Source organism: Nostoc sp. (genome assembly GCF_054880495.1).
In genome coordinates this window covers 1-3,473 of sequence record NZ_JBTYKD010000107.1, presented here as the reverse complement: position 1 = coordinate 3,473, position 3,473 = coordinate 1, and the positions used below count along the sequence as shown (strand labels likewise).

General features: G+C 39.4%; 2 protein-coding genes. Both read left to right on the top strand.

Features of this window, described 5'->3' with window-relative positions; translation table 11 throughout:
* Positions 1 to 1,050, top strand: a 1,050-nt coding sequence (locus ACYTXL_RS12645) for a tetratricopeptide repeat protein (RefSeq protein WP_461925054.1), incomplete at its 5' end; no start/stop codon positions are given.
* A 373-nt stretch (positions 1,051 to 1,423) separates the two neighbouring features.
* Complete coding sequence (locus tag ACYTXL_RS12640) at positions 1,424 to 3,382, top strand: ShlB/FhaC/HecB family hemolysin secretion/activation protein (RefSeq protein ID WP_461925053.1); 1,959 nt, start codon at positions 1,424 to 1,426, stop codon at positions 3,380 to 3,382.
* Positions 3,383 to 3,473 lie beyond the last annotated feature (91 nt).

The following is a 3,473-nucleotide window of genomic DNA, read 5'->3' as shown; positions in this document are numbered from 1 at the left end:
ATACAAATTGAACCAGACGATCACACAACTTGGTATAATCGGGGAATTGCGCTGAGGAATTTAGGACGACATGAAGAAGCTGTTGCGTCCTACGATAAAGCCATACAAATTGAACCAGACGATCACACAACTTGGTATAATCGGGGAATTGCGCTGAGGAATTTAGGACGACATGAAGAAGCTGTTGCATCCTACGATAAAGCTATACAAATTGAACCTAATAACTCAGATACTTGGAATGCCAGAGGCATCATATTATGCGATAAATTAAAAAAATACGAAGAAGCCCTTGCATCATTTGAGAAAGTCGTACAAATTGAACCCGATGATCACACAGGTTGGTTTAATCGGGGAAATGCGCTGTTGAATTTAGGACAACATGAAGAAGCTGTTGCATCCTACGATAAAGCTATACAAATTAAACCAGACAATGACACAACTTGGTATAACCGGGGAAATGCGCTGAGGGATTTAGGACAACATGAAGAAGCTGTTGCATCCTACGATAAAGCTATACAAATTAAACCAGACAATGACACAACTTGGAATAATCGGGGAATTGCGCTCAGGAGTTTAGGACAATATGAAGAAGCTGTTGCGTCTTACGATAAAGCCATACAAATTAAACCAGACAAGGACACAACTTGGAATAATCGGGGAACTGCGCTGAGGAGTTTAGGACAATATGAAGAAGCTGTTGCGTCCTACGATAAAGCCATACAAATTAAACCAGACAATGACACAACTTGGATTAACCGGGGAAATGCGCTGTGGAATTTAAGACGACATGAAGAAGCTGTTGCATCCTACGATAAAGCCATACAAATTAAACCAGACAATGACACAACTTGGATTAACCGGGGAAATGCGCTGTTAAAGTTAAGAAAATATAGGGAAGCTTTCGCATCTATTCAGAAAGCTATAGAACTCAACCCTGAGCACCAAAAAGCTGCTTATAGTAAAATTAAAACCTGGAAAAAACCGATTATTTACATTATTTCTTTCTTGGCGCTTTTGGCGTTCTTGGCATTCTTATTTACTCAAATTTAGCCATTGGACTTCCAAAACCCTAGCTGTCTAATTTGATAATTTTAGAAATTAAAAAATAATAATTTTAACTTAAACTTAATCGAACAAAACTAGCGGACTATTCCGAATGGCACTAAGATAAGGGCAAATCCATTATCTATAAGGCTTTTGGGTGTGGGGTGTCGGGTGTCGTGAAGAAGAAGTTGATTAATGTCAGTACTTGTTTCTACTTTTCTTAATTTTTTCCTACACCCTACCCCCAACACCCTGTCCTGGCAAAGGCTTCATCTTTTCTTAGTACCATTCGGATTAGACTATTGTCGAATTGACAAAAAACTCCAGTATCTTATACTCTTTAATATTTCAGGATATATACAATCAGGAAGAATAAAAATTGAAATTATTACTAACCAACATCTTAAATGTAAGATGTAAATTTGCACTACTAGGTGTAATTTTTTGGACGATAGCAAATCCTACTATCGCTGTAACTGGTCATTCATCAAAAAGTATTACACCGCTTGATAATTATGATTTTGTGGGAAAAAATTTGCTGGCTGTTTCTAAATCAGAAGGTGAAGTATCCCATGCAAAGTGTATCAGTGTCGCTTCAGATTTGCGTCCATCAGAAAAAAATTCAGCACCTGAATCAAATTCTCCACCAGGAAGCACTCCATTAAATAGACCGAGTGAAACTATTCCAGAAGCAAATCAAAATAATTCCCCAACTCCATTAAATTCCCCACCTGAAAACAATCAACAACAACTACAACCAAATGAAAGTATTTCAGAACCGAGTCAAGATAAGCCAATACCTGAAAATAATCGGCAACTTCAAACCAATCAGCGCTTTTTGGTAAAGAAAATAGATGTTCGCGGCTATAAAATTGTTACTGCGGAGCAAATTAAATCTATTACTCACCCTCTAGAGGGTAAGAATGTTACTTTGCAGGAACTGGCTAATGTAGCAGATAAAATTACTGCTCTTTATCTCAAAGAAGGTTACATTACATCAAGAGCGGTTTTAGTAGACCAAACAATTGAAACAGGTGAGATAGTAATTAGGGTTTTTGAGGGAGGAGTAGATGAAATTAGGGTAGAAGGAACTCAAAGGATAAATCCAGAATATATATGTAGTCGAATTCGACTGGCGGGATTAAATCCGCTTCGCAAGCAAAAGCTAGAAGACCAATTAATCTTATTACGTTCTGACCCAATATTTAAAAATTTAGAAGCCAGTCTAAGACCCTCAGATGGAGATAAGTTTGGGCAGAGTACAATTGTTGTCAGGGTGACAGAAGCAAATCCTTTCAAGGGTACTGTGGGAGTAGATAACTATTCACCACCCAGTATAGGTTCGGAAAGATTAGGTGTAGGTCTGTCGTATCGCAGCTTAGTAACATCTGGCGACCAAATTTCCGTGTCTTACAACCGTTCTACAACAGGTGGGCTAAATCTTTATGACTTTAATTACCGAGTTCCGCTCAATGCAATGGATGGTAGTTTGCAATTGCGAGCAGTAATTAATGATACGAAAATTACTGACCCACAGTATCAAAATCTAAATATTCGTGGTGACTTCCAGCAGTATGAAATCGCTTACCGTCAACCGTTGATTAGAACCCCACGTGAAGAATTTGCTTTATCTTTAGGGTTCGCATATCAAGACGGTCAAACTTTTTTGTTTAATAATTTACCATTTGCTTTTGGTATTGGCCCTGATAACAACGGAGTCAGTAGGACTAGGGTCTTCAAATTTGGACAAGATTACGTTAGCCGAGAGAAGAATGGTGCTTGGAGTGTGCGATCGCTATTTAATTTCGGTACTGGTTTGTTTGATGCTACCACTAATAACGACCCCATTCCAGATGGTCAATTTTTTAGCTGGTACGGTCAAGTACAGAGAAGCCAAAAGCTTAGTGAAGACCAACTATTAATTGTAGGACTTGATCTGCAACTGACACCAGATAGCCTGTTACCATCGCAACAGTTTGTCATTGGTGGTGCCCAAACGGTACGGGGTTATCGTCAAAATGCTCGTTCTGGGGACAATGGAGTGAGATTTTCCATTGAAAATCAGATTACTGTGTTACGGAATGAAGGAGGCTTGGCAACTCTGCAACTTAGCCCTTTTATTGATTTAGGTGCGGTTTGGAATCATCCCGATAATCCCAATAACGCTTCCCTACCCAGACAGAGATTTTTATCTAGTGGGGGTTTGGGCTTGTTATGGCAAGCCCTACCTAACGTGAACCTGCGCTTAGATTACGGGATTCCATTTGTTAATGTCAGCGATCGCGGTAATAATGCCCAAGATTCAGGTTTTTACTTTAGCGTTTATTATCAACCTTGACATCTACCCCATCCCGTCTCGGGAGGGGATTCTAAGAAGTTGCCTTCTTAGGTTTTCTCTTTCCACGACTCGGCTTACCCAGAGGAGTTTC